The organism is Nannocystis punicea (assembly GCF_026965555.1).
In the GTDB taxonomy this organism is placed as follows: Bacteria; Myxococcota_A; Polyangia; order Nannocystales; family Nannocystaceae; genus Nannocystis; species Nannocystis punicea.
In genome coordinates this window covers 8361011-8387314 of record NZ_CP114040.1, presented here as the reverse complement: position 1 = coordinate 8387314, position 26304 = coordinate 8361011, and the positions used below count along the sequence as shown (strand labels likewise).

The 26304-nt window shown below is 72.7% G+C and carries 27 protein-coding genes; 8 read left to right on the top strand and 19 right to left on the bottom strand.

What is annotated here, in order from left to right:
• Window positions 1–116 precede the first annotated feature (116 nt).
• Complete coding sequence (locus O0S08_RS32260) at window positions 117–533, bottom strand: hypothetical protein (protein WP_269033214.1); 417 nt, start codon at window positions 531–533, stop codon at window positions 117–119.
• Between the two features lie 33 nt (window positions 534–566).
• Window positions 567–1640, bottom strand: a complete 1074-nt coding sequence (locus O0S08_RS32255; RefSeq protein ID WP_269033213.1) for a cupin domain-containing protein — start codon at window positions 1638–1640, stop codon at window positions 567–569.
• A gap of 178 nt (window positions 1641–1818) precedes the next feature.
• Between O0S08_RS32255 and O0S08_RS32250 the strand changes: the two genes are divergently transcribed.
• Both O0S08_RS32250 and O0S08_RS32245 read left to right on the top strand, forming a co-directional pair.
• On the top strand, window positions 1819–2253 hold the full coding sequence (locus tag O0S08_RS32250) for a hypothetical protein (RefSeq protein WP_269033212.1): 435 nt from the start codon (window positions 1819–1821) through the stop codon (window positions 2251–2253).
• 49 nt (window positions 2254–2302) lie between these two features.
• Entirely contained in the window at window positions 2303–3799 is a 1497-nt protein-coding gene (locus O0S08_RS32245) for a flavoprotein (protein ID WP_269033211.1), read from the top strand.
• Between the two features lie 103 nt (window positions 3800–3902).
• On the opposite strand, the gene O0S08_RS32240 is transcribed toward O0S08_RS32245, so the two are convergent.
• Window positions 3903–4538: a TetR/AcrR family transcriptional regulator gene (locus tag O0S08_RS32240; RefSeq protein ID WP_269033210.1), complete on the bottom strand. Its 636-nt coding sequence runs from the start codon at window positions 4536–4538 to the stop codon at window positions 3903–3905.
• A 71-nt stretch (window positions 4539–4609) separates the two neighbouring features.
• Between O0S08_RS32240 and O0S08_RS32235 the strand changes: the two genes are divergently transcribed.
• The 4 genes from O0S08_RS32235 to O0S08_RS32220 all read left to right on the top strand — a co-directional run bounded on the left by O0S08_RS32235 (window position 4610) and on the right by O0S08_RS32220 (window position 9572).
• Window positions 4610–5272, top strand: coding sequence for a Coq4 family protein (locus O0S08_RS32235; protein ID WP_269033209.1), 663 nt, complete (start codon window positions 4610–4612; stop codon window positions 5270–5272).
• A gap of 46 nt (window positions 5273–5318) precedes the next feature.
• Window positions 5319–6017, top strand: a complete 699-nt coding sequence (locus O0S08_RS32230) for an SMI1/KNR4 family protein (RefSeq protein WP_269033208.1) — start codon at window positions 5319–5321, stop codon at window positions 6015–6017.
• Window position 6018: 1 nt separating this feature from the next.
• Window positions 6019–8298 (top strand): esterase-like activity of phytase family protein, encoded by a 2280-nt coding sequence (locus O0S08_RS32225; protein ID WP_269033207.1) that lies wholly within the window; start codon window positions 6019–6021, stop codon window positions 8296–8298.
• A 272-nt stretch (window positions 8299–8570) separates the two neighbouring features.
• Window positions 8571–9572 (top strand): NADH-quinone oxidoreductase subunit E, encoded by a 1002-nt coding sequence (locus O0S08_RS32220; RefSeq protein ID WP_269033206.1) that lies wholly within the window; start codon window positions 8571–8573, stop codon window positions 9570–9572.
• 243 nt (window positions 9573–9815) lie between these two features.
• On the opposite strand, the gene O0S08_RS32215 is transcribed toward O0S08_RS32220, so the two are convergent.
• The 3 genes from O0S08_RS32215 to O0S08_RS32205 all read right to left on the bottom strand — a co-directional run bounded on the left by O0S08_RS32215 (window position 9816) and on the right by O0S08_RS32205 (window position 13327).
• The gene (locus tag O0S08_RS32215) at window positions 9816–11387 is read right to left on the bottom strand and encodes a carboxylesterase/lipase family protein (RefSeq protein ID WP_269033205.1); all 1572 of its coding nucleotides are present in this window, start codon (window positions 11385–11387) and stop codon (window positions 9816–9818) included.
• A 114-nt stretch (window positions 11388–11501) separates the two neighbouring features.
• Window positions 11502–12236, bottom strand: a complete 735-nt coding sequence (locus tag O0S08_RS32210) for a LytR/AlgR family response regulator transcription factor (RefSeq protein WP_269033204.1) — start codon at window positions 12234–12236, stop codon at window positions 11502–11504.
• On the bottom strand, window positions 12221–13327 hold the full coding sequence (locus tag O0S08_RS32205) for a sensor histidine kinase (RefSeq protein WP_269033203.1): 1107 nt from the start codon (window positions 13325–13327) through the stop codon (window positions 12221–12223). The genes O0S08_RS32210 and O0S08_RS32205 overlap by 16 nt, the downstream gene beginning before the upstream one ends.
• 572 nt (window positions 13328–13899) lie before the next feature.
• Between O0S08_RS32205 and O0S08_RS32200 the strand changes: the two genes are divergently transcribed.
• Window positions 13900–14262: a hypothetical protein gene (locus O0S08_RS32200; protein WP_269033202.1), complete on the top strand. Its 363-nt coding sequence runs from the start codon at window positions 13900–13902 to the stop codon at window positions 14260–14262.
• 3 nt (window positions 14263–14265) lie between these two features.
• Here the strand turns inward: O0S08_RS32200 and O0S08_RS32195 are convergent, their stop codons facing one another.
• From O0S08_RS32195 to O0S08_RS32175, 5 genes are all read right to left on the bottom strand, one after another.
• Window positions 14266–14979: an SDR family oxidoreductase gene (locus tag O0S08_RS32195; RefSeq protein WP_269033201.1), complete on the bottom strand. Its 714-nt coding sequence runs from the start codon at window positions 14977–14979 to the stop codon at window positions 14266–14268.
• Complete coding sequence (locus tag O0S08_RS32190) at window positions 14976–15500, bottom strand: 6-pyruvoyl trahydropterin synthase family protein (protein WP_269033200.1); 525 nt, start codon at window positions 15498–15500, stop codon at window positions 14976–14978. Before O0S08_RS32190 ends, O0S08_RS32195 begins: the two co-directional genes overlap by 4 nt.
• Before the next feature lie 7 nt (window positions 15501–15507).
• Complete coding sequence (gene queD / locus O0S08_RS32185) at window positions 15508–15891, bottom strand: 6-carboxytetrahydropterin synthase QueD (protein WP_269033199.1); 384 nt, start codon at window positions 15889–15891, stop codon at window positions 15508–15510.
• Window positions 15892–15926: 35 nt separating this feature from the next.
• Window positions 15927–16529: a GTP cyclohydrolase I FolE gene (gene folE, locus O0S08_RS32180; protein ID WP_371879505.1), complete on the bottom strand. Its 603-nt coding sequence runs from the start codon at window positions 16527–16529 to the stop codon at window positions 15927–15929.
• 96 nt (window positions 16530–16625) lie between these two features.
• Window positions 16626–17588, bottom strand: coding sequence for a hypothetical protein (locus tag O0S08_RS32175; protein ID WP_269033197.1), 963 nt, complete (start codon window positions 17586–17588; stop codon window positions 16626–16628).
• Window positions 17589–17791: 203 nt separating this feature from the next.
• Between O0S08_RS32175 and O0S08_RS32170 the strand changes: the two genes are divergently transcribed.
• Window positions 17792–18841 carry a pirin family protein gene (locus O0S08_RS32170; RefSeq protein WP_269033196.1) on the top strand — a complete coding sequence of 350 codons (1050 nt, stop codon included), beginning with the start codon at window positions 17792–17794 and terminating at the stop codon, window positions 18839–18841.
• Between the two features lie 77 nt (window positions 18842–18918).
• On the opposite strand, the gene O0S08_RS32165 is transcribed toward O0S08_RS32170, so the two are convergent.
• The 8 genes from O0S08_RS32165 to O0S08_RS32130 form a co-directional block, all read right to left on the bottom strand.
• The gene (locus tag O0S08_RS32165) at window positions 18919–19527 is read right to left on the bottom strand and encodes a hypothetical protein (protein WP_269033195.1); all 609 of its coding nucleotides are present in this window, start codon (window positions 19525–19527) and stop codon (window positions 18919–18921) included.
• A gap of 311 nt (window positions 19528–19838) precedes the next feature.
• Complete coding sequence (locus O0S08_RS32160) at window positions 19839–20303, bottom strand: GNAT family N-acetyltransferase (RefSeq protein ID WP_269033194.1); 465 nt, start codon at window positions 20301–20303, stop codon at window positions 19839–19841.
• Window positions 20304–20361: 58 nt separating this feature from the next.
• The gene (locus tag O0S08_RS32155) at window positions 20362–21786 is read right to left on the bottom strand and encodes a S41 family peptidase (RefSeq protein WP_269033193.1); all 1425 of its coding nucleotides are present in this window, start codon (window positions 21784–21786) and stop codon (window positions 20362–20364) included.
• Between the two features lie 216 nt (window positions 21787–22002).
• Window positions 22003–23031, bottom strand: a complete 1029-nt coding sequence (locus tag O0S08_RS32150; RefSeq protein ID WP_269033192.1) for a hypothetical protein — start codon at window positions 23029–23031, stop codon at window positions 22003–22005.
• Between the two features lies 1 nt (window position 23032).
• Window positions 23033–23599 (bottom strand): hypothetical protein, encoded by a 567-nt coding sequence (locus O0S08_RS32145; RefSeq protein ID WP_269033191.1) that lies wholly within the window; start codon window positions 23597–23599, stop codon window positions 23033–23035.
• 12 nt (window positions 23600–23611) lie between these two features.
• On the bottom strand, window positions 23612–24643 hold the full coding sequence (locus tag O0S08_RS32140) for a trypsin-like serine peptidase (RefSeq protein WP_269033190.1): 1032 nt from the start codon (window positions 24641–24643) through the stop codon (window positions 23612–23614).
• Between the two features lie 107 nt (window positions 24644–24750).
• Complete coding sequence (locus tag O0S08_RS32135; protein ID WP_269033189.1) at window positions 24751–25323, bottom strand: lectin MOA-related protein; 573 nt, start codon at window positions 25321–25323, stop codon at window positions 24751–24753.
• 47 nt (window positions 25324–25370) lie between these two features.
• Complete coding sequence (locus tag O0S08_RS32130; RefSeq protein ID WP_269033188.1) at window positions 25371–26288, bottom strand: FHA domain-containing protein; 918 nt, start codon at window positions 26286–26288, stop codon at window positions 25371–25373.
• Window positions 26289–26304 lie beyond the last annotated feature (16 nt).

Sequence of the window (26304 nt, the reverse complement as noted above, 5' to 3'; positions counted from 1 at the left end):
TTCGCCGCGGGCTGCGCGGAATGGCGATTCATTGGCGGGCCTGCCGCGGACCGACGATCACCGATGGCCTGCCGCGGAACGATGATTCGTCGGCGGGCCTGCCGCTTGTCGGTGATTCATTCTCGGGCTTGCCGCGGAGAGGGTGATTCGCGGTCATCACGCCCGGCGACCGGCTCGAGGCGCTCGCCGGCGCTCGTGTACGTGGCCCACGGGCCGCGGCCGCGACGCACTGCGAACCGACCGGGGGCCTCGATCGCAATCTCGTACTCGAGGCCGGGATCGTGATCCCACCAGACCTTGCGCGAGGCGCCCGGGACCTCGAGGAACACCTCGTCGACGGTGTACGTGTCGCAGCTCGGGGCGAAGGCGGCGTGCGAGCTGCCCGAGCGGTTGGTCTGTCGCTGCAGCACGAGGCGGACCTGCTCGGCGCCCTCGCCGGCGCTCGCCAGCACCTCGGTGCGCCGGCCGGTGCAGGTCGGCGCGAGCAGGGCGACGAGCAAGGCTGCGCGTAGCGACCGGGCGGGGGCGGGCATGCGAATCGTCAGACTATCACGCGAGGGCCGGCGTCACGCGGGGAGGCGCACCTCGAGCAGCTCGAAATCGGGCGAGCAGGCGGTGAGCGCGTGCGGCATCCCGGGCGGGACGACCACGCAATCGCCGGCGGCCAGCGCCTCGGCGGTGGGGCCCAGCCACGTGACCGCGCCCGCGAGCACGAACCACAGCAGCAGCTCGCCGTCGTGCCGGGTGACGGGCGTGGCGTCGCCGCCGTGCAGCCGGACCACCTTGACGTCGGCGAGGCCCGCGGTCGCGGCGGCGATGCCGGTGTCGCGCGCGGCGAAGCCGGGGAAGCGCCACGCGCCCCAGCGGGCCCCGGCGGCCTGGTGACGCACGAATCGCTGGCCGCCGAAGTCGCGCCCGGGCCGCAGCTCGCCGGTCGGCAGCGCGAGCGCGTGGTCGACGAAGGTGTCGTGCTCGGCCGGGCAGCTGACCTCGAGCACCTCGAGGCCGGGGGAGCTCTCGAGCACGCGGTGGCGGATGTGCGGCGGCTGCAGCACGCAGTCGCCGGCGTGCAGCTCGAACGGCGGGCCCTGATCTTCGTAGACGACGCGGACGTGCCCGCGCAGGCAGTAGATCAGCTGAAAGCGGACGATGTGGTAATGGACGTAGTCGGGCACCGGGCCGCCGGCGACGATGCCGATCTGCGAGCCGATGAAGCGGCCGCCCAGGCGCCCGGGGATGAGGTCGCGGTAGCGCATGCCGGCCCGGCCGACGCCGCGGTGGGCCTCGTCGCCGGCGCGCGTGAGCACCAGCGCGGGTACGAGCGGCGGCAGCTCGAGTGGAGGGTCGGCGGCGACCAGCTCGATCCGGGTGCCGTTCGGCGCGACCAGCTCCGTGGCCCCGCCTGCCACTCGCGCCGGATCGTCGCAGGCCAGCCGCAGGAGCCCCGCCGGGCCCGCCGCGCCCCGCTGCAGCCGCAGGCGCAGGCCGTGGCCGCTCAGCAGGGCCGACCGCGGGGCGTCGGCCGGGGCGATGGCGTCGAGGCGAAAGCCGAGGACGTCGACGAAGAAGGCGATCGCCGGGTCGAGCTCGGCGCAGGGCAGGACGACCTCGGCGGCGCGGATGTGGGGGCTGGTGGACATCGTAACTTACCTGGGCTTTAGGACATGTCTATTAAAACATGTCCGTTTCGACCTGCGGGGGTCTGCCGGACGATCGGCGGGGCACCGTCACTTTAGCTCGAGCGTGCGCGCAGACCTGGGGGGCAGGGGCCGCAGAGCCCGCGATCCGCGCGGGCGGGCGGCGTGGTAGGCTGGGGCCGTGAGACCCGACATCGGACGAAGACTGTGCGTGCCGGCGATCCTCGCGGTGTCCTCGGTGACCGCGACGCCGGCCTGCAGCAATACCGACAAGACGACGATGACCGAGACCACCGGGCCCTCGACCGAGGGCCCGACGACGAGCACGACGACGACGACGGACACGACGACGATGGGCCCCGAGCCCACCGGCACGACCACGGACGCGACGGCGGCGACGGCGACGACCACGACCACGGAGGCCGACACCGACGGGGTGCCGGACTGCGAGGAGATCGAGGACCAGCCGACCTGCGTGGCGACGCCGCTGTGCGCGTGGCCGCCGGAGATCCAGCAGTGCACCGTCGACTGCGCCAAGATCACCGACGAGGCGGTCTGCGGGGTGCAGCAGCTGTGCGCGTGGATCGACGGTCAGTGCCAGATGCTGATCATATGATAGCATCCCGGGCGGCCCGGTCGGGCTGCGAGCAGAACCAGGACGACGAATGAAGGACCCCGAGCGCTGGACCGAATGGAACCTCCGCCGCGCGTCGGTGGTCCGGATCTACGAATGCGGCGACCGCATGGTCGTGCTCTCCCCCGAGGGCGAGGGCCACGCGCTCGCCGGCGACTCGGCGGCGCTCGCCGCCGCGGTGCTGTCGTTCCTCGAGGCGCCGCACACGGGCGCGGAGGTGCTGGCGCACGTCGAGGCGCTGGCCGGGGCGCCGATCGAGCGGCCCGAGGTGATCGGGGAGCTGCTCGGCCTGCTGCTACGGGGGCGCGCGCTCGAGACGCCCGCGGCGCCGAAGCCGGCGCGCGCGGCCGGGCCGCGGCTGGTGCTGGGGCTCACCGGGGCGGCGGCGACGATGCACGCACCCGCGTTGATTCAACGGCTGCAGGCGCGCGGCTTCGAGGTGCGCGCGGCGGCGACCGAGAGCGCGCTGCGGTTCGTCCGCGCCGAGGCGCTCGAGGCGCTGACGCACGCGCCGGTGGTGAGCGCGATCTGGCCCGAAGGTCAGGCGCATCGCGTGCCGCACATCGAGCTGGCGGAGTGGGCCGACGCGGTGCTGATCTGCCCGGCCTCGGCGACGACGATCGGCCGGCTCGCCGCGGGCGACCACGCGTCGGTGGTGGCGGCGATCGCCCTGGCCACGCGCGCGCCGGTGCTGGTGGTGCCGTCGATGAACCCTGCGATGTACGCGGAGGCGGCCGTGCAGCGCAACCTGGCCCGGCTGGTCGAGGACGGGCTGCACGTGGCGCATCCGGCCCGCGCGCTCGAGGTCGCCGACGCGCCCGCGACGCGCACGCCGATGCTCGGCGGGGCGCCGCCGCCGGAGGTGGTGGTGCAGCTGCTCGAGGCGATCGTCCGCGAGCGCGCGAGCGCGGTGCTCACCCAGGTCCCGCGCGGGGCCGCGGGCTGGGACCGGCTGTACCGCACGCACGCGGCCGAGGAGCTGCCGTGGCAGCGCGACGCGGCCGATCCCGACCTGCTGGCGGCGCTGGAGCGCGAGGGCGCGTCGGGCCTGTCGGTGCTCGAGGTCGGGACGGGCCTCGGCGCGCTGGCGACGGCGATTGCGGGGCGCGGGCACACCGTGGTCGCGACCGACATCTCTGCGGCAGCGCTCGAGCAGGCCCGCGCCCGCGCGCCCGCGAGCCGGGCGATCTGGCTGTGCGACGACATCACCGAGACGCGGCTGCGCGGGCGCTTCGACGTCGTCCTCGACCGCGCGTGCCTGCACCTGCTCGGCCGCGCGGAGGCGGAACGCCACGCGGCGGCGATGACCCGGCTGATCGGGGCCGGCGGGGTGCTGATCGTGAAGACGCTGGCCGAGCCGGCCGCGGGCGTGACGCAGTACTCGAGCGCGACGATCGCGGCGCTGTTCGCCCCAGGGTTCGCGCTCGAGCACGAGGCCGCGAGCACGCTGCCCGGTCCGGCCGCGGCGCCGGCGGCGAGGTTGTTCGTGCTGCGGCGGGCAGGGGCGCGTGATCCGGCTGTGTCCTGAAGGGCATGGCTAAAAGACCATGTTGAACAGGGCATGTCCTCGAGGGCATGTCGTACGGGACACGTGATGGTCAGAGAGCTCGTCGCGCGGGGCGGCCATGCGCTCACGCATCGCGGCGGCTCTCGCCGAGCGTGCCCAGGATCATCGCTCGCATGGCGCGGGCGAGGGCGGGGTCGTCGAGGCGCTCGGGCTCGCGGCGGAGGGTGGTGCGGATCAGGCCGCCGAGGCCGCGGACCAGCACTGTGGCGGTGAGTTCGGGCGCCGGCAGGTCGAGCTCGTCGCGGCCGGCGAGGGCGCGCGAGACCATGGCCTCGACCGCGACCTCGAAGGCGTCGATGGTGTCGAGGTGGTCGCGCGCGAGCGACTGGTGCAGCGCCTGGTGCAGCCGCGGGGCGACGCGGTGGCTGGCGACGATCGCGGCGACCAGGCGCTCGACCGCCTCGGGCAGCGGCAGGCCGTCGATGCCGCCGAGGGCGCCGGCGAGCACTGCCTGCATCTCGGCGACGTGGCGGCGACCGATCTCCTGCAGCAGCGCGTCGCGGTCGGCGAAGTACTGGTAGAGCGTGCCGATGCTGACGCCGGCGCGGGCCGCCACCGCGTTGGTGGTGGCGGCGGTCGGCCCCTTGCGCGCCAAGATCTGAGCGGCAGCCTCGACGATGGCGTCGACGGTGGCCTGACCCCGGCTCTGAATCGGGTTGCGGCGGCGTTTGACGGGCTTCTTGCGGGCGGAGGTGGCCACGGGACAAAAGCGAGTAGCGAGGATCTGAGCAAAGGCTCATCTTCTCCGCAAGCCCGCAAGGAGTGAATCTCATGCGCAAGATCGTCGGCCTGATCCGCTTCGCCAGCACGTATGTCCGCCTCGTCCGCGACACCAACCGCCTCGACCTGGTGTTCGCCCTCGCCGATTCGGTCGACGAGTCGCCCGCTCTGCAGCGCATGCTCGCCAGGCCCGAGGTGAAGGCGTACCTGGCCCGCCCGCTGCCGCCGCTGCAGCTCAAGCTCGAGGATCTGCGCGCGCTGCCGGAGGGCAGCCTGGGGCGCGAATTCGCCAGGTTCCTCGACCAGCGCGAGCTCGACCCGGCCGGGGTCTATCACAGCGCGCTCGACACCCCCGGCGACGCGATGCAGATGAAGCGGCACCTCGAGCGCAGCCACGACCTGTGGCACACGGTGCTCGGCTTCGACACCGACGTGGCCGGCGAGCTCGGGCTGCAGGCGTTCTACATCGCCCAGCTGCAGTCGCCGCTCGGTCACCTGCTGCTGTCGGCGGGGCTGCTCAACGGGATGCTGTTCGACCACGAGGACGGCGACCGCCGCCTCGAGGCGATCACCCGCGGCTGGCGCCTCGGCAAGTCGACGCGGCCGCTGTTCGGGGCCGACTGGGCGGCGATGTTGACCTGGCCGATCGAGCAGGTGCGCTCGCACTTCGGGATCTCGCCGGAGAACGTGCGCACGGCGGCGATGGCGGCCTGAGCGGGCTTGACAGGGCGGGCGCGCGCGGGCCAGATCGCGCGTGGTCATGGGCGCCACGCCGACGTTCCGCGCGCGCTTCGAGGCGATGGTCGCCTGCCTGCGCGCGCACCCCCAGGTCGAGGTCTACGAGGTCGTGATCGGCCCGCCGGCGTCCGAGGTCGACCTGCGCGAGGCCGAGGAGGCGGTGGGCTCGCCGCTGCCGCCGGCGCTGCGCGAGTTCTACGGCGCGCACGACGGCGTGTTCCTCGAGTGGGGCCTGCGCGGCCGCGAGTACGCCTCGCGTACGGTGCCGTTCGGCTGGCCCGACGAGCGTCAGCCGCCGGGGTGCATCAATCTACTGCCTGTCCGAAAGGCCATGTCTACATCATGGCGAGCTGACAGGCACGTCGGCCCCATCCAGCCGCAGGATCTCGCGGCGATGTTCGGGGCGATGCTCGAGCCGGAGCCCCCGGTCCGCGTGGTGTGCGTCGACCACTACTCGCGCTGCAAGCACGGCGACCTGATCTTCGGGCCCGAGCCGGTGATGATGGTGTCCGACGATTACGGCGCGGACATGGGTTCGTCGGACTGCGTCACGTTTTCGACGTACCTCGACATGACTCTGGCGATCTTCGGCGCCGACCGCTACTACTGCGGGCTCGGGAACGGCTGGACGCGGGCGCCGCAGTTCATGCCGGCCTGGACGTCGCCGCCGGATCTCGACCGGACCGTGGCCTGGATGGCCGAAAACACCGGAGGAGGTTGAGGTGCGGGGCGCGCTGGTGCTGGCGTGGGTGTGCGCGTGCGGGGGGCAGGCCGCGGCGCCGCCGGCGACTCTGGTGGGGCGGGCGGTGCTGCCGGCGGCCACGTTCGCGCCCGGGCCGCCCTCGGGCGCACGGCTCGGTCCGCAGGCGATCCACGGGCAACAGGCGCCGTTCGTGTCGCAGCCGGTGCAGGGGTTCTCGGCGTTGCTGGCGAACGCGGACGGGACGTACCTCGCGCTCGCCGACAACGGTTACGGGAAGATCGAGAACTCGGCCGCCTTCCACCTGCGGGTCTATACATTGCGGCTCGACCCGCGCACCGCCGACGGGGGCAGCGGCGCGGTCGAGGTCGTCGGGCACTTCGAGCTCCGCGATCCGGCGGCAAAGATCGCGTTCCCCCTCGTCCAGCAATTCAGCGAGGGGCGGGTGCTGACGGGCGCCGACTTCGATCCCGAATCGATGCAGCGCGCGCCCGACGGGACGCTGTGGTTCGGCGACGAATTCGGGCCGTTCCTCTTGCACACGTCGGCCGACGGCGTGGTGCTGGAGCCGCCGATCGGCTTGCCGGATCTGGAGAACCCCGGGCTCGAGCTGCGGGCGCCGCAGAACCCGTACAACGAGGAGGGCGCGGCGCTGCGGCTGATGAACGCGGTGGGCTGGCGCGCCGCGCAGCGCGGAGCGACGCGGCCGCCGGTGCTGTCGCCGCATCACGCGATGGTGATCGACGACGCGCCGGGCGAGCTCGGGCGCGAGCTGTTCGACGTGAAGTCGCTGAAGGCGGCCGGCTTCCCGGTGGTGGTGTGGACTGTCAACGAGGTCGCGCGGATGCACGCGCTGATGCGAATCGGGGTCGACGGCATCATCTCCGACCGGCCCGATCTGCTGGTCCAGGCGGCGCGCAGCTTCGACGGCGACGGCGACGGGGTGCCCGAGCTGGTCGACGCGGAGGGGTTGATTCGGCGCGAGAAGATCGACCTGCAAGGTCACCGCGGCGCGCGCGACCTGCGGCCGGAGAACACCTTGCCGGCGATGGAGGCGGCGCTCGATCACCTGGTGACGACGCTCGAGACCGATGTCGCCTTGACTGCGGACGGAGTGCCGGTGCTCGGGCACGACCCGCAGCTCGATCCTCGCAAGTGCCGGGACTTACTCGGTGAGGGGTCGCGGGAGGTGCGAGCGTCGACGGCCGCGGAGCTGCAGCGGCGGTTCGTGTGCGACGGCCTGGTGCGCGGCCCCGAACAGAAGAACGATCGCGCGCTGTCGCCGGTGACTGTCGCGTTCGCCGGCGCCGAGGGTCTGGCCGATCCGTACACGCCGCCGACTCTGGCCCAGTGGCTGCGGTTCGTCGCGGCGTACGCCGACTACTATTCCGCGGGGCCCGGGGCGAGCCACCCCGAGGCGGCGCGGCGGGCCGCCAACGCGCGGCGGGTGCGATTCAGCGTCGAGACCAAGTTGACGCCGGAGGACGACTTCGCGGCGCTGTTCGCCGAGCGGGTGGTCGAGGCGATCGTCGCCGCCGGGGTGGCCGAGCGGGCGTGGGTGCAGAGCTTCGACGTGCGCACCCTGTTGCAGGTGCAGGAGCGGGCGCCGGCGATCGGGGCCGTGTTCTTGCTGGCCGACGGGGTCAACCTCCCGGTCGGGTCCGCTGGGCCGAGTCCGTGGCTGGCGGGGCTCGGGTGGCCGCACGGGGTGACCGCGCGGACGCAGCCGCTGCGGGTGGCGACGAGCGGCGGGTTCGAGGGCATGGCGCTGCGCAGCTCGCCGCCGGCGCTGCTGCCGATGCTGGAGAAGCCGGTCGCGGGGGCGCCCGCGGGCGAGGTGTGGATCCACGAGTACGACCTGTCGCAAAGGACATATACGGACAGGCGCTGGGTCCATCGCCTGGAGCCGCGCGCGGTCGCGGCGGCCGACTTCCAGCTCGACGGCGAGGGGCGCGGGTTCGTGATCGAGCGCGACGACAGCGAGGGCGAGCTCGGCGGTTTCAAGGCGATCCGCGAGCTCAGCCTCGGCGCGCCGGGCGCGACGACCGGAGCGGTGACAAGGATCGATCTGCTGGCGATCGCCGACCCGCACGGCCTCGCGCCGGCGGTCCCAGGGGATGTGGGTGTGGGCGAGGGTCGTTTTGCCATGCCGTTCGTCACCATCGAGAGCCTGGTGCTCCTGCCGCGGGAGCAGGTGCTGGTCGCCAACGACAACAACTTCCCGTTCAGCGTCGGCCGCCATCGCGGCGACGGGCGGCCGGACGACGAAGAATTCGTGGTGCTCCAGATCCCGCCGCGGTGACGCGGGGGCGGTCGACCTCGCGGCGTAGATCGATCGCGCCGCGGGGTCGTTGGGGACAGCAGCCTCATTTCCTCGGCGCAGCTCCAGCGACGGCGGTCCCACGATCCTGTCCGTCGCGGCGAGTTGCGGCGAATGGAAGGTACGCCGTCATGACCCTCGTATGCGATCACCATGGTGCCCTGATCTTGTCCGCCGCGGGCGCGTCCTCGACCCCGCGGTGCAGCCGGTGCGGCGAGTCGATCGCCGGCCGGGAAGTTCGAGGCGCGGGCCGCATGAAGGGCGCCCGCAACGAAGATTCGGTGTTGTTCTCGCTCGCGAGCCTGGGCTCGCTGGACGTCGCCCGAGTCGCCGAGTCGCCCGCGCCGGTGGCAGTGGCGAAGCGCCCGGTGAGCCAGCCGGAGCCGACCGACGGCTCGGGGCTCATCGACGTGCGGGCGATGGGTGCGGTGATTCAGGCCGAGCGGCCGCAAGCGCGCGCGCCTCGCTTCAGCGAGCTGACCGCGCCGCCGCCGGTGATCCCGCCGACGCCGGTGCGGGGTCGGGCCACCGCGGCGCCGCCGCCGATGCCGCTGTACTTGCTGCTCGGGGTGGTGGCGCTGGGAATGATGGGACTCGCGGGCTTCCTGGCGACGCAAGGGCCGATGCCGGCGCCGGTGATCATCGAGCGCCACATCTCGCAGGCGCCGATGGTGGTGGCGTCGGCGGCGGAGCCCGAGGAGGAGCCGGAGCCCGAAGCGGAGCCGGAGGCGGTCGCGGTCGCGGCGGAGATCCCCGCCGAGACGCCCGAGGCCGCGCCGAGCAAGCGCCCGCGCAAGCCGGTGGTCAAGCCGGCGACGCCGAGCGCCGACAAGCCCCCGCCCGTGAAAGTGGTGACGCCCGCGGCCCCGTCCGGGCCGGCGAACGACAGCGTCGAGTGCCTGCTCTCGCCGGACAAGTGCAAGGCCAAGCCCGCGGCGCCGGCCAAGGTCGAGCCGGCGCCGTCTGTCTCGACGGACAGCTTGCCCGAGAAGCTCGAGCCGGCCGACATCGCCGACGGCACCCGCGCCGCCAAGGCCGCGGCGCTGGAGCGCTGCCGCGTCCACGCGCGCGGCGGCGAGAAGGTGACGATCAAGCTGTCGATCGCCGGCCCGGACGGGAAGGTGCTGTCGTCCGCGCCGCAGGAGGACGCGGGCAACCCGGCCCTGGCCAATTGCGCGGCCGGCGAGCTGATGCGCGCGAGCTTCAAGAAGGTGAGCAAGGCGCAGATCGGGGCGGTGGCGACGCTGAAGTTCTGAGCGGCGTGATCCGCGGCGGTCGCGGGCGAGCAGCCGCCCGCGACTGCTAGCATTTTGAAAAGTGCTCGACGAGTCACGAGTGCGCGGAGCTCGGCGAGGCGCTCGGCGCCTGCGACGATGACTGCCATCGTTGGGGCGCGCTCGCGGAGCCGCGAATGCCCGGAACTCGTCGAGGCGCCCGGGCTGGAAGGACGACCGCGCTCATCGGGTGGAGCGCGACGAGCCGCGAATGCGTGGAGTCGGTCACGGCTGCGTCGCCCAGAACTCGAGCTTGTGCTCGGCGCGGTGATCGATCGGCCGGATCCCGCCCTCGCCGGCCGCCAGCGCCAGCACGTTCGGTGTCGCCGCCGTGAAGCGGTCCCAGGTCGGCAGGCCGTCGCCGTTCGGATCGCCGGTGTGGGCGAAGTTCGACCAGTAGCGGATCATCTGCTGCGACAATCCCAGCTGCGCCGGAGTCAATTGCGAGCCGTCGCTCAGCAGGTACTGCACGTCGTCGTTGTGAAAAGCGCCGGTGCGCAGCTCGGGCGCGAACGGGAGGTCGTGGGCGCTCGCCTCGGCGAACTCGTAGAAGTACACCGGGCCGCGCTCGGCGAGCGACGCGTTCTGTTCGGCGGTGCTCCGCGCCCACAGGCGATCGGTCAGCAATTTCGCCCAGGCCGCGCCGGGCGAGGCGTGGTCGGCGAGCGGGTACTCGGCCGCGACCGCCTCGGCTCGCTCGGCGAAGGCCGCGGCGAGCAACTCGGGGTATTGCGCGGCGGTGACGGGCGCGCCGACGAGATCGTAAAACAGGCCGACGAACATGTGATGCTCGTCGCGCGTGTGACCGGCGAGCACCGGCATCGGGCTGAACCGACCCGCCCGCAGGGCCTCGCCCGGGTTGTCCGGGAGGACCTCCTCGCCGGGCACGTACGGCTGGAACATGTGCATGACGGCGGGGAGCGCGAGGATCTGCGCGACCGGCAGGCCGCGCAGGCACGCGAGCGCCGCTGCCGGATCGGTGCAGCCCAGCTGCGCTGCGACGTGGGTGCCGAGCTGCTCCTGCTCGTCCCGCGTGGCCCACAGGATCCACGGGTCGGCCGGCACGTCCGGGCCCATGCTGCCGGGGACGATGTCCATCATCGCCTCGCCGCTGTGGAGGATCGCGCGGTGGAACAGCCCGGCGGCGGTCGGCGACGTCAGGTGGGCGGTCGTGGCCGAGGCGCCGTACGACACGCCGAACAGCGTGACGTTGTCGGGGTCGCCGCCGAAGGCCGCGGCGTTGCGCTGGATCCACCGCAGGGCGAGCTGCTGATCCTGCAGGCCGAAGGTGCCGGAGCCTTCGAGGCCGGGATAGGCGAAGCCGCCGAACACGCCGAGCCGGAAGTTGATCGTGACGACGACGACGTCGCCCTCGCTGGCGAGCCGGCGGGCGTCGAACAGGTCGCCGGAGCCGATCGCGCCGTCGCCGTGGATCCACACCATCACCGGACGCGACGAGCCCGTCCCGCGCGGGGTCGTGACATTGAGGTACAGACAATCCTCGGTGTCGCTCTGGATGTCGACGTACGCGGTGCCGACCTGCGGACAGCGGTTGCCCGGACGCGTGGCGTCGTGGATCCCCGTCCACGCGCTCGCCGGACGCGGCGCCTGCCAGCGCAGCTCGCCGACCGGCGGCTCGCCGTACGGAATGCCCTGGAACAGGCGGACCTCGTCGGTCAGCGTGCCGCGCACGCGACCGGCGTCGGTCTCGACGATCGACTCGTCCATCGTGGTACACCCCAGCAGCGCCAGCGCTGCCCCCATCTTCGACCATCGCCCGGCTGCTCTCTGCGACATCGCGTGACCTCGTGTGCGGCGAGGGTACGGGGGCAGGCGGCGGCGGGCCGGTGCTGGTGGGACGAACGCCGGCGTCGCGGGGACGAACGCGGCCGCTCGCGGGACGGGCGTCGCTCACGGTCGCGGCAGGCGGTCGCGGTAGCGCTGGCTGACCGGCAGCTCGACGCCGTCGGCGAGGATCGCCCGGTACTCGCCGGCGCCGAGGCTGCGCAGCTCCTTCACCGCGTCGAGCCGGACCGCGTACGAGCGGTGGATCCGCACGAACACGCGTGGGTCGAGCTGGGCCTCGAGGGCGCTCAGGGTGGTGCGCAGCAGATGAACCTCCGACCCGACGTGCAGCTCGACGTAGTTGGCGCTCGCCGCGAACCAGTCGACGCTGGCCGTGGCGACGAAGAGGGTCCGCTTGCCGAGAGTGACCGCGACGCGCTCGAGGTACGCCGACGGGGCGCCGCCCGCGAGCGCGCGACGGGCCGCCAGCGCCGCGCGGACGCGGGCGAGCGCGGTCGCCAGGCGGGCCTCGTCGAACGGTTTGAGCAGGTAGTCGACGGCGCCGGTCTCGAAGGCGTCGACGGCGTGGTCGGCGTACGCGGTGACGAACACGATCAGCGGCGCCGGCGTCAGGTGGAGCCGCCGCGCCAGCGCCACGCCGCCCTCGCCCGGCATCTCGACGTCGAGCAGGACGAGGTCGGGTCGCTCGCTGCGGATCGCCTGGAGCGCGGAGTCGGCGTCCTCGGCCTCGGCGGCGATCACGACGTCGGCATGATCGCCGAGCAGCGCCCGCAGGCGGCTGCGCGCCAGCGGCTCGTCGTCGGCGATGACCACCCGCAGCGCAGTCATGCTGCCTGCCACGGTTGAAAGGGGATCCTCAGCTCGGCCGCAGTGCCGCCGCCGTCTCCGGGCGAGAGCGTGAAGCGGGCCGCCTCGCCGAACATCGCGGTCAGGCGCGCCCGCGTCGTGCCCACGCCGGTCCGCTCGCGCCGGCCGGGCGCGAGGCCGACGCCGTCGTCGTCGACGCGCAGCACCAGAGTCTCGCCCTCGCGGCGCGCGCCGAGGCAGAGCCGCCCCGGCCCGGGTCGCGGGCCGATGCCGTGGGCGAGCGCGTTCTCGACGAGCGGCTGCAGGAGCATGCCCGGCACGCGCGCGCCGAGGACCGCGGGATCGACGTCGCGGACGACGGTCAGCCGCGGGCCGAAGCGCATCGCCTGCAGCTCGAGGTAGAGGTCGACCTGCTCGAGCTCGCGGCGCAGCGGCACCTGGCCCTCCGCGCCGGCCTGCTGCGTCAGCCGCAGGAGGTCGCCGAGGCCGACCAGCATCCGCTCGGCGCGTCGCGGGTCGTCGCGGACCAGCGCGGCGATCCCGTTGAGGGCGTTGAACAGGAAGTGCGGGCGCAGCTCGAGCGACAGCGCGCGCAGGTTGGCCTGCGCCAGCGAGCGCGCGAGCACCTCGCGTTCGACCCGCTCGTGGGCCCGCTGCAGCACCGCGTGGGCGAGCATCAGGACCGCGAAGCCGGCCGCCCCGCGCACGACGACCTCGCCCGGTCGCATCTGCGCGGCGACAACCCCTGGGTCGGCGCCGAGCAGCGCGACCGCCAGCTCGAGGAACACCAGGGTCACGACGGCATCGACGGCGACGTAGCCGAGGCACAGCAGGGCGCGGAGCAGGCCGCTCCGCGCGCGTCGTCCGGGCGTGAGCGGCAGGGCGTCGAGGACGCGCCACAGCGGCCAGGCGGACGCGACGTACACCGCGGCCCCCGCCAGACCGACGGCGAACAGCTGCCAGCGCTCGACCGCGAGGCCCTGGGCCTGGAGCTCCTGGACTGTCGCGTTGGTCGGGCCGTAGACCATCGCCAGGACGATGCCGACGAACACGAGCCATTGACCCCGGGTGGTCTGGCGATAGACCGAGGGGACCGGCGCGAGAGAGCTTGCGCTGGCGCGCACGACCGCAGTGTAACCCATGGCGACCGCGCGAGCGCTCGGGGGCGACCGGGCGGAGCACCGGGCTGAACCGCCTCGTGCTCCGGCCGCGTCCTCGTCGCGTGGGCATCCTCGAACCTTGGCCGGGTGACGCGTCGAGGCGCAGCGATCCTGTCGCTCGTGTTTCCCTTCCTCACCTGCGACGGGTTCATCACCGGCTCCGAGACGATCGAAGGCGCGTGGTGAAAAGACCGCTGCACTTCGGCGGAGGCATGGTCGACACTCACGCCGTCGTGCTCGCGGGTGCGGTCTGGCGAATCCGCCGGCTCGTGTTCGAGCACATGCCGGAGCCCAACGAGCCCGCCGTCGTGCAGCCCGCTCCGTGGCCGTTGCCCCGAGCTTCGCGCGCCCGGGTCGCGCGCCGACCATGCTGTCACATTCGCCGCGACCGAAGCCCGCTCCTGCGACGAATCGCCGCGGCACGCTCGCAACTCTCGTCATTCGCGCGGCGGGGCGGGCGCGGCGCCGATTTGACATAGTGCTGCGACGCGTCGTCGCGGGCGCGCCGCCGGGGGTCGACGGGTTATCCTCGCTGGGTGGAGACGCCTGCCGTTCATCTCGTGTTGCTGGCGAAGTTCGCCGGAGTGATGCTGTTCATCGCCGGTTCGGGCGCGTCGCTGCTGGCGAAGACCCGCGAGGAGCGGCGCCGGGCGACGCACCAGATCGCCTCGACGGGGCTGTTCATCGCCTGGTGCGGCGGGTTCGCGCTGGCGTCGCTGTCGGCGATCCCGCTGACCGAATTGTGGATCGTGCTCGGGCTCGGGCTGTCGCTCACGGCCCACGTGGTGGTCGTCAGCGCGGCCGAGCGCGGGGCCGGGCGCGCGCACGTGGTCGCGTTCGCGGCGCTGATCGTCGGGATCCTCGCGGCGATGATCTTCCGCCCGGTGTTCGGCGCCTGAGCGTCAGCTCTCGCGCTGGCCGAGGTTGGCGTGGATGATCGCGCCGTTGAGCGACGGCCGCTCGAGGCAGAACGCGACGATGTCGGCGACCTCCTCGGGGGTGAGCAGGCGGCCGTACGAGACCATGCCGAGCACCTGCTGCATCACCTCGGGGCCGCGCGCGCGCAGCGGGTCGAGCAGCGGGGTGTCGACGAAGCCGGGGCAGACGCACACCGCGTGGATGCCGGTGCCGAACAGGTCCTGCACCGTGGCCCGCAGCAGGCCGACCAGCGCGTGCTTGCTGGCGCAGTAGGTCAGGCGGCCGGGCACGCCCTTCTCCGACAGCGTCGAGCCGATGAAGGTCACCGACGAGCCGGGCGCCATGGTCGGCAGCAGGCCGGCGGTCAGCTCGGCCGGGGTGACGACGTTGATCCGCAGGGCCTGCTCGCAGGCGCGGGCGTCGAAGTTGGTGGCCGCGTCGGCGATCGGGAACGCGGCGTTGTGGACCAGGTGCACCCGGCCGCGCGCGCCGATCCGGTCGCGCACGCGGAGCACCGCGTCGGCGACCGCGGCGGCGTCGCCGAGGTCGACCGCGAGGTTCTCCGCGCCGTCGACGGGACATGGCCTGCGGGACAGGTTGATGACGCGCCGGCCGTCGGCGCGCGCGCGGGCGGCGATCGCCAGGCCGATGCCGGCGCTGCCGCCGGTGAGGACCACGGTGTCGGCGGCCGCGCTCATACGGGCCTCCGCCAGCCGGCGACGGCCTGCTGACCCGGGCCGGAGGAGACCTTGACCGTGAGCCGGTGGATCGGCGCGACCGCGAGGACCTTGCCCTCGTCGATCAGGCGGTCGCACAGGTAGCGCGCCAGCTCCTCGACCGTGATGTTGCGGACCGGCAGCACCTGCACGTCGCTGCGCAGGAACGGGATCGCCCGCCCGGCGAACTCGGCGACCACGTATTCGCCGTCCTCGCGCAGCGTCAGGTGCGGCGAGCGGCCGGGCAGGAGGAACCACTCGTCGAGGCTGTCGCACAGGGCGATGGCGATGCGCTTGAACTGGCCGTAGTCGCCCATCATCCCGTTGTCGTCGGGCTCGCCGGTGATGCTGATCTGGACCGCGAAGTTGTGGCCGTGCATCCGCTCGCGCCGGTCCTCCGAGAAGATCGTGAAGTGCCCGGCCGAGAACTTCATCGCATCTTTAAAAAGCTCGACCGTGGTGAGCTCGACCGTGGTGAGTTCGGCGGCGGTGCTGGCGGTCATCGGGGCCTCAGGTCGCCGGCCGGCGGTCGTCTTCGTCCTCGCCGCGGTAGATGCAGCCGCACGTGCAGGTCTCGCGCACGCCGACCTCGCACAGGAGCGGCAGCGACGGCTTGAGGCGGCGCCAGATCCACCGCGCCAGGATCTCGCTGGTCGGGTTCTCGAGGCCCTCGACCTCGTTGAGGTAGTGATGATCGAGGACGCGTTGCAGCGGCTCCCAGGCGAGGTCGAGGTCGCCGAGGTCCAGGATCCAGCCGGTGTCGGCGCGGATCGGGCCGCGCACGCGGACGTCGATCGCGTACGAGTGGCCGTGCAGTCGGCTGCACTTGTGGCCAGGCGGCACGGCGGGCAGGCGGTGCGCGGCCTCGAAGCGGTAGACGCGGAAGATCTCCATCGAAGAACTCGAGTGCGCGGCGCTCCCGGCCCGCGCTAGAACACCACCTTGTGGCGGATGAGGCTGAGGAACTCCTGGCGCGTGTTGAGGTTGTCCTGGAACACGCCGACCATCGACGAGGTCACCGTCCACGAGCTGGGCTTCTGCACCCCGCGCATGATCATGCACATGTGGCTGGCCTCGATGACGACGCCGACGCCGGCCGGCTGCAGCACGTCCTGGATGGCCTCGGCGATCTGGCGGGTGAGCCGCTCCTGGACCTGCAGGCGGCGGGCGAACATCTCGACCACGCGGGCGAGCTTCGACAGGCCGACGACCTTGCGGTCGGGGATGTAGCCGATGTGCGCGCGGCCGATGAACGGCAGCATGTGGTGCTCGCACAGGCTGAACAGGTCGATGTCGCGGACGAGCACCATCTCGTCGTGGCCGACGTCGAAGATCGCGCCGTTGAGCAGCGCCTCGAGCGACTGGTCGTAGCCGCTGGTGAGGAACCGCAGCGCCCGCGCGACGCGCTCGGGGGTGCGCTCGAGGCCGTCGCGGGCGGGGTCCTCGCCGACGCCGCGCACCAGCGTGGCGACTGCGTCCATCATTGAGGGCAGGACCGCGTCGATGGGAGGACGTGCGTGGGGATCGGTCACCGAGGCCTCGGTGCCGCGGATGATAGCACCGCGGCGCGGCCGGCTCCAGGCCGACGCGCCGCGCTCGCCGTGGTGAGGTTCACGCCGTAAGCGGTCTCAGCCGACCGGCGCGGGGAAGCAGGTGAACTCGATCTGGCCGTTGACGTCGCCCCAGTTGAGGTTCACCTCGAGCGCCTCGACGCCGAGCGGCATCAGCACGCGATTGATGCTCGCGTAGTCGGCGGGCTTCAGATACCCGGCGAACTCCGAGCTGATGTAGGCGCCGCCGCCGTGGACCGTGACGAACTCGAGCAACGTCTGCATCTCCGCGTCGGTCGGCTGATCGCCGCCGTCGTATTGGCCCGAGCCCTCGAGATACATGACGATGTCGTAGTCGGCCGCGAGCTGGGCCGGATTGCCGACGTACTGCGGCGGCAGGTGGATGCCCGACGAATCGCCGGGGTAGTTCCAATTGGCGGGGCCGTCCGACGGCCCCCAGCCCCACCAGAACAGCTTGGGGTTCGGATCGGGGCTGCCCGCCAGCCATTCGCGGATCGGGCAGTCGGACTGCTCGTTGAACGGGAGGCTGCTGTCGGCGGTGGCGATGAAGCGGCCGGGGCCGGCGTTGCCGAGCGCGTAGACGATCTCGCCCTGGAGCTCGGCGGTGGCGAAGATGTCCTGGCCGAGGATCGCCAGGGTGCCCGACTGCTGTGAATCGATGGTCAAGGCACAATCGACGCACTCGGTCATGCCGACGTCCGGCATCGCCCCGAGGTCGAACTTGGCCGCGCCGCTGGTCGTCAGCGGGCCGGTGGTCGTGCTCGCGGCGTCGGTGGTGGTGGTCGGCCCGGTCGTGACCGCCGCGCTCGTCGTGGTGCCGGTGCCGTCGTCCGTGGTGCTCGTGGACACGTCGCCGGTGGTCGTGCCCGGCGCGGTGGTCGGCGGCGGCGCGGTGGTGATGCCGGCGGTGGCGGTGAGAGGGCCGGTGTCGCCGCCGTCGTCGCCGCAGGCCGCCAGCAGCCCCAGCGCGGCCGCGGCGAGGCGGCAGAGCCGGGCGCCGCGTGTGGTAAGTGAGTGCATGCGGGGCACAGTACGCGCCGCCCGGGGCCGTCACAAGCGTGGCGCGGGCGCCGCGGGCCCTGCCGGTGCGGGCCTCTCGCGCAGCTCGAAAGCGCCTGCGGACGGCTGTACGGGCCCTGCGGGGCGATGTTGCCGAAACGGCAACAGTGCTTTCCTCTGTCCGGGCTTACGCCGGCGCGCCCGGGCTGCATACTCGGCGAGTGATGCGCGAGCAAGACGACTCCTCCACCTCGACCGTCGACGCAGTGCTGGGCGTGATCCCGCTCGGCGAGCCGCCGTGGCCGACGCTCGACCCGTTCCTCTTCTGCGTCCACCACGACGACGCGTACCCGGCGGGCAACGAGGCGCTCGGGCCGGCGGCGTCGCTGGCCGGTCGCAACATCGGCCACGACTTCGCGGGCATCGACGGCTGGCGCATGTACCACGGCGACGTGGTGCCCGGATTCCCGGCCCACCCGCACCGCGGATTCGAGACCGTGACGATCGTGCGCCGCGGCCTCATCGACCACAGCGATTCGCTCGGCGCGGCGGCCCGGTTCGGCGGCGGGGACGTGCAATGGCTGACCGCCGGGGCCGGCATCGTGCATTCGGAGATGTTCCCGCTGCTCGACCGCGAGGGCAAAAACCCGGCCGAGCTGTTCCAGATCTGGCTCAACCTGCCGCGCGCGAGCAAGCTGGCGCCGCCGCACTTCTCGATGCTGTGGCGCGAGACGATCCCGACGCACGTGGCGGTCGACGCGGAGGGCCGGCGCGCCGAGGTGACGGTGATCGCCGGGCAATTCGCCGAGGCGAAGCCGCCGGCGCCGCCGCCGAACTCGTGGGCGGCGCGGCCCGACAGCGACGTGGCGATCGCGTCGATCGAGCTGGCGCCCGGAGCCCGCTGGACGCTGCCCGCGGCGTCGCCGGGGACGAACCGCGCGCTGTACTTCTTCCGCGGGCGCGAGCTGACGGCAGGCGGGCGGGTCGTGCCGGTGGGTCATTGCATTCAGCTGCGACCCGAGGTCGCGGTCGAGCTGGTGGGTGGCGAGGCCGCGAGCGAATTGCTGCTGCTGCAGGGCCGACCGATCGCCGAGCCGGTGGCCGCGTACGGGCCGTTCGTGATGAACTCGCAGGCGGAGATCCAAAAGGCCTACGGCGACTATCAGCGGACCCGCTTCGGCGGCTGGCCGTGGAGCAGCGCAGGGCCGGTGCACGCGCGCGAGGAGGGGCGGTTTGCGATTCACGCCGACGGGCGCAAGGAGCGACCGGCGTGAATGATGGCAGCACGCCGGCCGACGCGGGGCGACGCCGGCGGCAGCGCGAGGCTGAATGCTCGCCTCGTCGACGCACCTCAGCGCGGGTCCGGGATCGCTACGGACAACGGCCTGTCCGCGTCCCGGACGCCCGCCAGCGCGAGCATCAGCGCGTGCGCGTCCCTCCAGGCCGTCGAGGCGGCCAGGACCGGCGCGAAGCGCTCGTTGACGAGGCCGCCGTCGCCGTCGGCCGCCACGACCTGGCCCGCGAGGTCGAACTCGACGAACGCGGCGGCGTCGGCGGTGTCGGCGGCGAAGATGAGCGAGCCGCCCAGACGATCGGCGGTCCCGTCGAGGATCGAGGTGTGCTGAATGCTGCCGAAGTCGTGGAACTGACCCGCGAGCTCCAGGCCGAACACCGAACGTCCGCGCGCGAAGTTGACGCTGACGCTGGCGTCGCGGTCGGCGACCTCGATCGCAACCTGTCCTTCGGAACAGATGCAGCGGAGCTCGCTCGCGCCGCTGGCCCCCGAGAAGCCGGACTCGCCGTGGTCGATGGCGTAGCCGAGAGCTTCGCCGACGTCGACGAGGCGCGGGAGCACCTCGTCGCAGAAGCCGGTCTGGATCGCGTTGGTCAGGGGGGCGGCGGCCGTGACGTCCCGGGGCGCGAGGACGAGCAGACAGGACGCTGCGAACGCGAGACGCAAGACGGGGGAACCGGAGCTGCGGAGCGAGGCGAGGGGCACGAGGAAGAGCGTGGTGGAGGGTGGAGACGCGGCAACGTCGAGCAGGCGGCGGCGCCGACGCCGTGACTACAATCCAGCGTGGTGCGGCGGGCTCAGCGCGAGCGGGCGAAACGTCGGCGGCTCGGCTCACCGGCGCTGCCGGCGAACCCGAACGCGGGGTCGCATGAGGAGGTTCGGGCTCGAGCGACCGGCAGCCCCAATGGAGCAGGATCGACGAATCTCTCCACCGACGCGAATGTCGACAGTCGCGGCGATGGACCCGGTCCGGCGCGTCACAGGTCGAGGGCGAGGTAGCGGGCGCCGGGGACCGGGTTGTGGCGATAGGGAGGGACGTCCTTGAAGCCGAGCGCCTCGTACATGGCGATCGCCCGGGCCATCGACGGCAAGGTGTCGAGGAACATGCGCCGGTAGCCGAGCCCGCGCGCCTCGGCGAGCACGCGGGCGACGAGCCGCTGGCCGAGGCCGAGGCCGCGCTGCCGCGAGCGGACGTACAGCCGCTTCATCTCGCAGTCCGCGGGCGGGAGGGCCTGCAGGGCGACGCAGCCCTGAGGGACCGCGTGGACCGTGCAGAGCAGAAGCCGGCCCGACGGCGGGGCGTAGGAGCCGGGCAGGCGCGCCAGCTCGTCGGCGAAGCCCTGGAAGCACAGGTCGACGTCGAGCGAGGCCTGGTACTCGAGGAACAGCGCGCGGGCCTGCTCGACCTGCGCGGCGCTGGTGACGTGCACGACCTCGATCATGGCCTTTTCGTCCTTAGCACGATTCGGCGCCCGTCCGGAGCGCGGCGGCGTCGCGCGCTCAATCATCCCCGAGTCGCGCGTAGACCTCCGCCAGCACGCGATCCTCGCCCGCTGCGACGTCCTCGCGCCGGAGCTCGAGCGACACGTCGGGCGTCAGCGTCGGCGCGTCCCGGCCCTCCGCGGCGAGGCGTACGTTCCGCGCCGTGGCGATCTGCATCGTCAGCCCCGTCTCGAGGATCTCGAGCGCATAGTTCTGCCCCCAGAAGCTGGCCGCGTTCCCGCTCGGCTCTCCGAACAGCGACCCGAGCGCGTTGTCGCGGATCATCATGGCGAACAGGCTGGCGCTGCTGAAGGTGCGCGGGCCGATGAGCGCGTGCACCGAGCCGGTGAACGGTTCGTCGGTCGGCGGCGCGAGCTGACCCCCGACCAGCGCCGCGATCGCGTCTGCCGGGATCTTCCACAGCGGCGCCGAGAGGTCGACGCCGAAGGCCGCGAGCGCCGCGTGCACGTCGGGCGAGGCGAACACCGGGAACGCCGCGAAGAACCCCTCGGAGGCGCGCTGTTCGACGGCGAAGGCGCTCCAGGGGCGGCCGAGCCGGACGAACAGGGCGACGGCGACGGTCACGTCACCGCCCTCGTTGTGCCGCAGATCGATCACGAGGTCGTGAACCTCGCGCTGCCGCGCTTCGCGGAGCAGCGCGTCGAGCGTCGCCTGAAAGGCCGCGTCGTAGACGCATCGATCGAGACGGAGCACCGCGACACCCCGCGCCTCGTCGATCTCGTAGCGCGCCGGCTGCGGCTCGGGCGCGGCGGGTGGCTCGTCCTCGAAGGCGAGCGAGCGCTCCAGGAGCTCGCCGTCGCGTTCGATCACCACGCGCACCTGCTCGCCGCTCACGCCCAGCCAGGCCAGGACGTCCTCGCGTACGAGCATCGTGGGCGCGACCGCCCGGACGCGATGCTGGTTCTCGTGCGGCACGTACTGCGCGAGAGCGGTGAGGAGCGCGGCGTCTGCTCGCCCTTCGAGCTCGACGAGCAGGTCTCCGCGCCGGAGCTCGCCGGCGTCCGCAGCGACGACGGGTCCTTCCGTGGTGAAGACGAGCGGCAGGTTCAGCCAGCGCGTCTCCGCGGGCAGCTCGATCCGGGTGTGACCGTCCGCGAAGGTCGCCAGGGTCGCGGACAGGACTCCTGCCAGGTCGTGGGCCGTGACCGGTCCGCTCACTGCGGCGCGCGCCCCGTCGAACGCGTCCGCCGTCGCCGCGGGGAGGCCGTCGAGGGTCCGCGGGTGATCCGTGAGCAACTGCTGTTCGACGAAGTCGATCGCGGCCAGCGCCTGCGCTTCGCTCAGGGTCGGCGCTGCACAAGCCGTCGGGTCATCCTCACAGCAGCTCGCGGCGGTACAGGGCGTCTCGCGGGATTCGTCGCCGCAGGCAGCCAGCGAACAGGTGAGGATCAGGAGCGCGTACTTCAGCGTGGAGGTGAACATGGGCGTGGGCTCGGCGCGGCAGGTAACACCGGAGCCCGGTACTCGCGTCACTCGGCTGAGTCTGCTGGTTCGCTCCGCAGACCGTGGATGCCTCGAACTCGTGGTCGTCGGGTTCCCGAGGGTTGTCCCCCACGGCCGGCTCGGGTTTGGACATGCGGTCCACGAGCCGCGCTGCTCGTCTGTCCGACGAATGCGCCGCCGGCTCGCGCATCACGATCACAGCAGCGTGTAGCGCGGGAAGATCGCCAGGTACGCCTTGGCCTGCAGGCGGTCGCCGTCGACGACCGTCTTGACGTAGAACTGGCGGTGGATGGCGACGCGCCACGGCGCGCCGGGCAGGGACACGGTGCCGTGACCCCACCAGTCGTCCAGCAGGGCGCGGGCCTTGGCGGGGCTGCAGGCGCCCTCGGCGGCCAGGGCGGCGAAGGTCTGCTGCCAGGCCGGGAAGTCGGCGGGGCCGCGCGACACGTAGGCCTCGAGGCCGAGCGCCGGGCGTAGCGAGTCACCGGCGGCGAGCTGGACCCCGACCTGGCGAAACTCGTCGCCGATGGCCGCGAGGGCCCGCTCGACGGTCGCCAGGTCGCCGGGCCAGCCGATCCGCCGCAGCCAACCCGCGACGTCGCCGGCCAGCAGGGCGTAGTGGATCCGCAGGTCGTCGCCGCCGCGGTGCGGGGTGGCGGCGACGTGCAGCGCCCGACCGGAGGCCGGCAGGGCCTCGGCGGCGCGGCGCAGCGAATCGATGCACATGGCCGATGGGGCATGCCCCAAGAGCAAGGTCGCGCCGCGCTCGGCGGCCGCCATCAGCGCGACCATCGGCGGCCGCTCGGCGCCGCGGTGGGCGCGGAAGGTGTTGGCGCAGGCCGGGTCGAGGCAGAGGAAGGCGAACGCGGCCGGGGGCCCGGCGCCGACGAAGTCGAACTCGAGCCAGACGGACGGGCTGTCCTTCAGGGCCGGATCGTTCGGCCACGCGCGCACCAGCGCCGAAGGGCCGGGGCCGCACAGCTCGGGGTCGCGGGCGAGGCCGGCGACCAGGTGGTCGCGGCCGCCGTCCCACGCCTCGCAGCAGCCGGCGAAGTCGACGCGCGGGTCGCCCTCCGCCAGGCGGCACTCGAAGCCGAGCCAGTTGAACGCCGACGGCAGCCGCCGCGACCACTCGGCGAGCGCCTGCAGCTGCGCCGGGGCGACCAGCGCGGCGGGGACGTGCGGAGCGACGGCGGCGAGGACCTCGTGCGGGACGGGCGGCACGTCAGCCCTTGCGCACCTTGAGGGTGCCGTAATAGCGGGCGACCTTGCGGAACGGCCGCGGCTTCAGGCGGGTGACCGCGACGTCGACCTGGTACTCGCCGGGCTCCTCGAAGCTGGCGAGGCATTCGAAGGTGACGACGTCGACCGGCGGCTTGGGCACCGGGATCGGCAGCACCGGGGCGCCGCGGACCACTGTGTGCTCCTTGCGGAAATAGACCTCGACCGCGAAGCCGGGGCCGCCGGAGAACTCGTCGGGCGGGTCGATCTCGATCGTGAGCGCGAGAGTGACGGGCGCGCCGGTGGCGACGATGTCGGGCTTGACGCTGCGGATCGACAGGGTCGGCCCCGGCCACATCAGGCTCGGCGGCGGGACGTCCTTGATCGCGCGGATGGCGTCGACGACCCCGACGGGCAGCAGCGCGACGATCCCGTCGGGCAGCTCGAGCAGCGCCTTGTAATCGGCGGGCTTGACGTTGTAGTCGTCGAGCACGGCGGCCGGGTCGTTGGCGAAGCGGTCGCGGACGCCGGCGACGTCGCGGGCGAAGTCGGTGAGCAGATACAGCAGCACGAATACCTCCTTTTACGATTCGGGATAGGGGACGAAGTCGGCGAACAGGGCCACGCGCGTGCAAGTCTCGCCGGGGCACTGATCGAGCATGCATTGATCGAGCTTGCAGCCGAACGAGGGCATCAGGTCCTCCTGGCCGGACACCAGCAGGCCGACGATCGCGTGCGTCTCGGAGTCGAAGATCGGCGAGCCGGAGTTGCCGCCGTAGGCGTCGAGGTTGGCCTTGAAGTGATCGGCGGCCGAGCTGTCGCGCACGACCGCGTTGCCGGCCAGTTTGCGCGGCAGGCCCAGCGGGTGGCCGGCGATGTGGACCGGGCGCAGGGCGGCGATCGGCTCGGTCGCCAGCGGGCGGATCGTGCGGCCCTCGACCTCGCGGTCGAGCTCGAAGATCACCCAGTCGGCGGGGTCGTCGTCGGCGCAGCGCGACAGCTCGGCGCGCAGCTCGTAGACCTCGTCGACGGCGATCCGGACCGCGCCGTCCTGCACCGATTCGAGGTCGAAGGCGAAGGTGACGACGGTGCTGGCGAGCTGCTCGGGGGCGATGCAGTGCGAGGCGGTCACCAGCCAGCGGCTGCGCCGGCGCTGGGGGTAGCGCGCGACCAGGAAGCCGGAGCCGCGCGCGCTCGGCAGGCACGGCTCGCGGGCGAAGCGGTCGTCGCACAGGTCGAAGTGCTCGCGCAGCGGCCTCGTGCGCAGCACATAGTGGCCGTCGACGACCTCGCCGAGCTCGGCGCGGTCGAACAGGATCGCCACGCCCTCCTCGTCGGCCCGCAGCTCGCGCAGGACGTCGGCGGCCCGGCCCGCGTCGAGGTCGAGGTCGCCGAACTGCGCGCCCAGCCGCGGCGGCAGCTCGCCGCCGCACGCGGGCAGGTTGACGAGGTCGTTCGAGCCGTGGACCGAGACCATCCGCCGCAGCAGCGCGGCCGTCAGCGCCCGCGAGGACACGCCGCTGAGGTCGACCGGCGCGGCGGCGGCCGTGAAGCGCCGATCCAGCTCGCGCAGCAAGGATCCGAGGTCGACGTCGCGGAGGTCGGTGGGCGGCATGGCTCTCCGCGGGCGATCCTACGCGCTGGCGCCGGCGCGGCAGTTACCGCGCGATTACAGCGAATGTCCACAGCGCCCCGGTCCCCGCTTGCGGCCCGCTCCGGCCCTCACACGAGGAGCAGGCGGATGCCGCCGAGGCAGCGCTCGAACGGGTAGATGTCGTCGGTCTGCGGCTCGATGAACCACACCGACTCGTCGCTGGTGATGGCCCAGTTGACCGCGTGCGCCTCGGTCGTCATCCAGTCGAACCGGCCCCACGCCAGGCCGACGCACAGGCCGTAGCGCAGCTCGCCGGTGTCGTAGGCGTGTGCGGTCATCTCGCCCTTGATCGCGTAGGCGAAGTCGTCACAGTCGTAGCGCTCGAGCATGTGCGCCTTGCGGTCGGCCTGGCTCTCGCGCAGGATGAGCGCCAATTCGCGGCGCGACGGTAAATAATAGCAGTTGTCGCCGAAGCGCAGCAGCGCGGCCTCGGTCAGGCGGCCGGCCAGGGTGGCGCGAATCAGACGGTCGAGCCACTGCGTGGTGGCTATGCGACCCGGGGAGCCCGGAGCTGCGGCGAGAGCGGCTTCGTCTACGGATATCGCCGTTCTCGCCGCGATCCGGGTCCCCGACAGTCGACCGCGCGCGGATATATAGGGAGAGCTCATCGACCGCCCCGATTCGCGGAGCAAACCTCTCACGGCTCCAGCGAGCTGTACATTACCAGGGCGTTACGGCGGGCCGCGCGTCAGACCCGGACGATCTCGACCCGCTCGGTGCCGAGCCGCAGCTGCCGCGTGCCCTTGCGCCGCTCGACCAGCTTCGCCGCGTCCACCACCCCCGCCTGGCCCAGCTGCGAGCGGCTGCGGTGAATGCTGATGTTGAGGTGCCCAGGCTCGATCTTCAGCATCGCCAGCAGCCGGTCCTGATGCACCCAGCCCTGCTCCGGCTCGGCGACACCGCGCTGCTGGTCGGCCAGCCGCGCGCGCGCGAGGAGCAGCAGCGGGTAATGATGCGCGCGCGCCTGGAGGTCGATGCGCCGGTCGGCGACGAACGCCACCAGCTCGACGTACTCCTCGTTCGAGCTGTGCGAGAAGCGGAGGTGCAGGTCGGCGACGGTGACCGCCGATTGATGCTCCTCCCAGGTGCCCGAGCCCCCGGTCGGGAGGTGCACGCGCCACATCTCGCCGCGGACCAGGACGACGGCCCGGTCGCCGACCTCCGAGATCTCGCCGTGGCGCTCGCCGATCCACCGCTCGGGCCCGTCGGCGTACAGCAGCAGCTCCGGCGGGTCGTCGTCGGGGAGCGCGAGCAGCCCGGCCTCGTCGATGCGGATCCGTCCGCTGTCGAGGTGGATCGCCATCGGCCGCGGCGCGGCGTCGTCGACGAACTCGAATGCGCCCGCCTGGCGGCCGAAGCGGATCTGGTGGCCGCGCCGCAGCGGCACGCGCTCGCCGAACGCCAGGCGGTGCTCGCCGACGGTGGTGCCGTTGCGGCTGCCCAGGTCCTGCAGCTCCCACACCGCGCCGGTCCATTGCACGACGGCGTGCTGGCTCGAGACGTCGCGGGCCGCGAGGATCAGGTCGCACGCGCGCGAGCGGCCGATCAGGCAGCGGGCGGGGAGGAGCTCTTCCCGCCCCGTATCGAGCCCCAAGAGCGCGCCCACGGGTCGACGATGCTAT